The 4534-nt window shown below is 69.0% G+C and carries 5 protein-coding genes; 3 read left to right on the top strand and 2 right to left on the bottom strand.

The window, feature by feature from the left end; all coding sequences use genetic code 11:
* Together ACWELQ_RS38910 and ACWELQ_RS38905 are read right to left on the bottom strand one after the other, a co-directional pair.
* Positions 1 to 213, bottom strand: a 213-nt coding sequence (locus ACWELQ_RS38910; protein ID WP_452402013.1) for a dihydroxyacetone kinase subunit DhaK, incomplete at its 3' end; no start/stop codon positions are given.
* A gap of 13 nt (positions 214 to 226) precedes the next feature.
* A complete protein-coding gene (locus ACWELQ_RS38905; RefSeq protein ID WP_452402012.1) occupies positions 227 to 973 on the bottom strand; it encodes an MIP/aquaporin family protein in 747 nt (248 codons plus the stop codon).
* A 117-nt stretch (positions 974 to 1090) separates the two neighbouring features.
* Between ACWELQ_RS38905 and ACWELQ_RS38900 the strand changes: the two genes are divergently transcribed.
* From ACWELQ_RS38900 to ACWELQ_RS38890, 3 genes are all read left to right on the top strand, one after another.
* The gene (locus ACWELQ_RS38900) at positions 1091 to 1834 is read left to right on the top strand and encodes an IclR family transcriptional regulator (RefSeq protein WP_452402011.1); all 744 of its coding nucleotides are present in this window, start codon (positions 1091 to 1093) and stop codon (positions 1832 to 1834) included.
* 226 nt (positions 1835 to 2060) lie between these two features.
* Entirely contained in the window at positions 2061 to 3728 is a 1668-nt protein-coding gene (araB, locus tag ACWELQ_RS38895; protein WP_452402010.1) for a ribulokinase, read from the top strand.
* Positions 3725 to 4393, top strand: coding sequence for an L-ribulose-5-phosphate 4-epimerase (locus ACWELQ_RS38890; RefSeq protein WP_452402009.1), 669 nt, complete (start codon positions 3725 to 3727; stop codon positions 4391 to 4393). Before araB ends, ACWELQ_RS38890 begins: the two co-directional genes overlap by 4 nt.
* Positions 4394 to 4534: the final 141 nt, after the last annotated feature.

Genomic DNA, 4534 nt, shown 5'->3' with positions numbered 1-4534 from the left:
GGCGTCGAGCATGCCGAGCCCGACGAACCCGCCGTGCAGCGGTTCGTGGCCGGAGCCGCCACCCGAGACCAGTCCGACCTTGCCCGGCGTGGGCGCGTCCTGGCGCAGGATGAGCCGGTTGGGCAGATCGATCCGCAGTTCCGGATGGGCGCTCGCCATTCCGGCGAGGGCGTCGGTGACGATGTCGGCCGGATCGTTGATGAGTTTCTTCATGGGGTTTCCTTGCTCACGCGGTCGCTTCGACCGGATCACGGTCGGCCGCTTCGGTTTCGGACGGGACGAGCAGCCGAGCCACCAGCGCGGCGGCGACGCCCGCCAGGAATTCGGCCGCGAGGTAGACGGGGGCCTGGCCCCACGACACCTGCCCGCCGTAGAGCTGCTGCACGATCATCGGGCCCAAGGTGCGTGCCGGGTTGATCGCCGCACCGGTGGCAGGGGCGACCGGGATGATGGCGGCGAACACCACCAGTCCGATGGCCACGCCCGCGAATCCCGCAGGCGCAGAGCGATGGACGGCCAGCAGCACAGTCAGCACCAGGATGAACGTGCCGACGAATTCGGCGATGAACGCCTGGCCCGAGCCCACGCCCTGGCCATACGCGGCGACACCCAGCCCGACGTCCGAGGCGCGGCGGCCCAGCACCCCGACGATGGCGAACGCGCCGATCACCGCGCCCAGCAGCTGGGCGGCCAGATAGGCCGGAACCGCACGCCACGGGAACTGCCGGGTGACCGCGAGTGCCAGCGTGACAGCGGGATTGATGTGGTTCCCTGACACATGCCCGAAGGCGTACACGGTCGCGACCACGACCGTGGCGAACGCCAGCGAGATCATGCCCAGATCGGCCATGGTGAACGGCGCGCTGCCGTTGACGATGAGCGTGGCGGGCACCGACCCGACACCGATGAAGACGAGGAACGCAGTGCCGAGCACCTCAGCCGCCAGTTTCTGCGGCGTGCGCAGTCCGTTCATGGGGAACTCCCGAGAGAATTTCGAAGCACATTCGATAATGTCGAATGTGATGCGTAGAGTACGACGAAGTTGCGTGGGTCACAAGACCCCGCTTCGGGTATCGAGGGAGGTGTCGGCGTGATCCAGTCCGTCGATCGGGCGGTCCGTATCCTGTTCGCGCTGCAGGGAGCTCGCCGGATGACACTGTCCGAGCTCGCCGCCGAACTCGAGCTCGCCCCGACCACCGTGCACGGCATCGTGCGCACCCTGGCAGCGCACGGCGTGGTGGTGCAGGAGCGCGAGGGCGGGCGCTACCGCCTCGGACCGGCCGTGCTGCGCTTCGGGAACGTCTATCTCGACTCGCTGGACCTGCGCGCCCGTTCGCTGGCCTGGGCGCACGAACTCGCCCAGCAGTCCGGTCTCGCGGTGCGCGTCGGCGTATTGCTGGGGGAGGAGGTCGTGGTCATCCATCACGAGCCGCGCCCGGACGGCAGTCGCCAGATGCCCGAGGTCGGAGCCGAAATCCCCGCGCACGCAAGCGCTCTGGGCAAGGCGATGCTCGCCTTCGGCGGACTGCCGGAGGGCCTGGAGTTGCGCAGCATGACGGGAACGACCGTGACATCGCGGCAGGTGCTCGACGAACAGCTCGGCGCCACCAGGGAATCCGGGATCGCCTACGAATGCGACGAGGCGGTACTCGGCGAATCCGGGGTCGCGGGCGCGATTTTCGATCGTTCCGGGATCGCCGGCGCGGTGGCCGTGGTCATCCCTACCTTGGACTGGCCCGCCTCGGACGCGGTGATCGATATGGTCCGCACTACCGCCCGCACCATTTCCCGCGAGCTCGGGGCCGCCCAGTGGCCGGGGGTTGCCGCGCCGTAGGGCGGAGGGTGGACGACGCGGCGAGGTGAACGTTAACACGCCGTGCTCGGCCCGGTCCATATTCCAGACCCTGTCCCCGATAATCGGACTGGACAGGGTCTGATTTATTTCTGCTGGTACACAGCTCATCTCGACATAGCTCCCATGCCTTCTCGCCACCCGAACCTTGACACCGCTCCCGTGTCATGGGTAACAATGTGCGCGTTAACATAGCTGGGAGCAATACATGGCCGACAAGTACGTCGTCGGTGTCGACTTCGGCACGCTGTCCGGTCGAGCCCTGGTCGTGCGGGTGCGCGACGGTGCGGAGCTCGGAACAGCGGTCTGCGAATATCGGCACGGCGTCATCGAACGCGAACTGCCCGTCACCGGTGCGGCCTTGCCGCCGGACTGGGCGCTACAGGATCCCGCGGACTATCTCGAGGTATTGCGCGTCGCGGTGCCCGCGGCGATCCGGGAAGCGGGGGTCGACGTCGCCGAGATCATCGGGATAGCAACCGATTTCACGGCGTGCACGGTGCTGCCCACCACCGCCGACGGGACCCCGCTGTGCCGGTTGGCGCGGTTCGCGGAGCGCCCGCACGCCTATCCGAAACTCTGGAAGCATCACGCCGCGCAGGAGCAGGCCGACCGCGTCACCGCCGTGGCCCACGAGCGCGGCGAAACCTGGATCGGCCGCTACGGCGGCCGCATCTCGAGTGAATGGGAATTCGCCAAGGGCCTGCAGATGCTCAAGGAGGATCCCGAGATCTATGCCGCCGCTACGCGTTTCATCGAGGCGGCGGACTGGATCGTCTGGCAGCTGTGCGGCCGCGAGACGCGCAATGTCTGCACCGCGGGCTACAAGGGGCTGTACCAGGACGGGTCCTGGCCCAGCCCCGCCTACCTCGCCGCCCTGAATCCGGGCTTCGCCGATTTCGTCGGCAAGCTCGCCCATCCGCTGTCGCCGCTGGGTGGTCGTGCCGGCGATCTGACCGAGCAGGCGGCGCGATGGACCGGCCTGCGCCCCGGGATCGCGGTCGCCGTCGGCAATGTCGACGCGCATGTCACCGCGCCCGCGGCGCAGGCCGTCGGGGACGGGCAGATGCTCGCGGTCATGGGCACGTCCACCTGCCACGTGATGAACGCCGATCATCTGGCGCGGGTGCCGGGCATGTGCGGGGTGGTGGACGGCGGAATCCTGGACGGCAGTTGGGGTTACGAGGCCGGGCAGAGCGCGGTGGGTGACATCTTCGGCTGGTTCGTGGACAACGCGGTGCCCGCCCACTACCGCGATCGGGCCGCTGCACGCGGCGTCGACGTGCACACCTACCTCGGCGAACTCTCCGAGCGTCAGCGCGTCGGCGAGCACGGCCTGATCGCGCTGGACTGGCTGGGCGGCAACCGCTCCGTGCTCGTGGACCACGATCTGTCGGGCGTGCTGATCGGCTTGACGCTGGCCACCCGGCCCGAGGACATCTACCGCGCGCTGCTCGAATCGACCGCCTTCGGCACCCGCACCATCATCGAAACCTTCCGTGCCGCAGGGGTTCCGGTGCGCGAGCTGACGGTGGCGGGCGGCCTGGTGAAGAACGCCATGCTCATGCAGATCTACGCCGACGTCACCGGGCTGCCGCTGTCGGTGCTCGCCTCCGAGCAGGGCTGCGCGCTCGGCTCGGCCATTCACGCCGCCGTCGCCGCGGGGGCGTACGCGGATGTGCGCACCGCGTCGGCGGCGATGGGCCGGGTCGACCGGGCCGCCTACACGCCCGACCCGGAACGTGCGGCCGCCTACGACGCCCTCTACATCGAATATCGCGCGCTGCACGACCATTTCGGCCGCGGCGGCACCGAGGCGCTGCACCGGCTGCGCCGTATCCGCAATCTCGCCCGCAAGGAGGTAGCCACCCGATGACGGCACTCGATCTCGCAGTGGCCGGTCTGCGCTCGCAACTGGTCGATCTGCATCGCGAACTGACGCGCTGGAACCTGGTGGTGTGGACCGCGGGCAATGTGTCGGCCCGGGTGCCCGGCGCGGACCTGCTGGTCATCAAGCCCAGCGGCGTCTCCTACGACGATCTGACCCCGAAGTCGATGGTGGTGTGCGACCTGGACGGCAATCTCGTCGAGGGGGAGCTGTCTCCGTCCAGCGACACCGCCGCGCACGCCTACGTGTATCGCCACATGCCCGAGGTCGGCGGTGTGGCGCATACGCATTCGTCCTTCGCCAGCGCCTGGGCCGCACGGGGCGAGGCGATTCCGTGCGTGCTCACCGCCATGGCCGACGAATTCGGCGGGGAGATCCCGGTCGGGCCGTTCGCCCTCATCGGCGGCGACGACATCGGCCGCGGCGTGGTGGAAACCCTGGTCGGACACCGCTCCCCGGCGGTGCTGATGCGCAATCACGGGGTGTTCACCATCGGGCCCGACGCGCGGTCGGCGGTGAAGGCCGCCGTCATGTGCGAGGACGTGGCACGCACCGCGCATCTGGCCCACGAGATCGGCCAGCCGATCCCGATTCCGCGGGCCGCGGTGGATTCGCTGCACGACCGCTACCAGAACGTCTACGGCCAGCACTGAAAACGTCCACGGCCAGCGCTGGATTCGCTGGTCCGCCACCGGCTCTGACGAAGGAGTTACCCCTGTGACCGCATCCCCGGCCTCGGCCGCCACGGCCGAAACGGCCGCCACCCGCAAGCCCCGCATCGGCCTGCTCGGCAT

The organism is Nocardia sp. NPDC004722 (genome assembly GCF_053601505.1).
Note: the sequence above shows the minus strand (reverse complement) of the source record. Positions and strands in the feature narration are given on the sequence as shown.

Coding starts and splice junctions, on each gene's coding strand:
- ACWELQ_RS38905 (WP_452402012.1), bottom strand. CDS start 973: ATGAACGGACTGCGCACGCCGCAGAAACTGGCGGCTGAGGTGCTCGGC.
- araB (WP_452402010.1), top strand. CDS start 2,061: ATGGCCGACAAGTACGTCGTCGGTGTCGACTTCGGCACGCTGTCCGGT.
- ACWELQ_RS38890 (WP_452402009.1), top strand. CDS start 3,725: ATGACGGCACTCGATCTCGCAGTGGCCGGTCTGCGCTCGCAACTGGTC.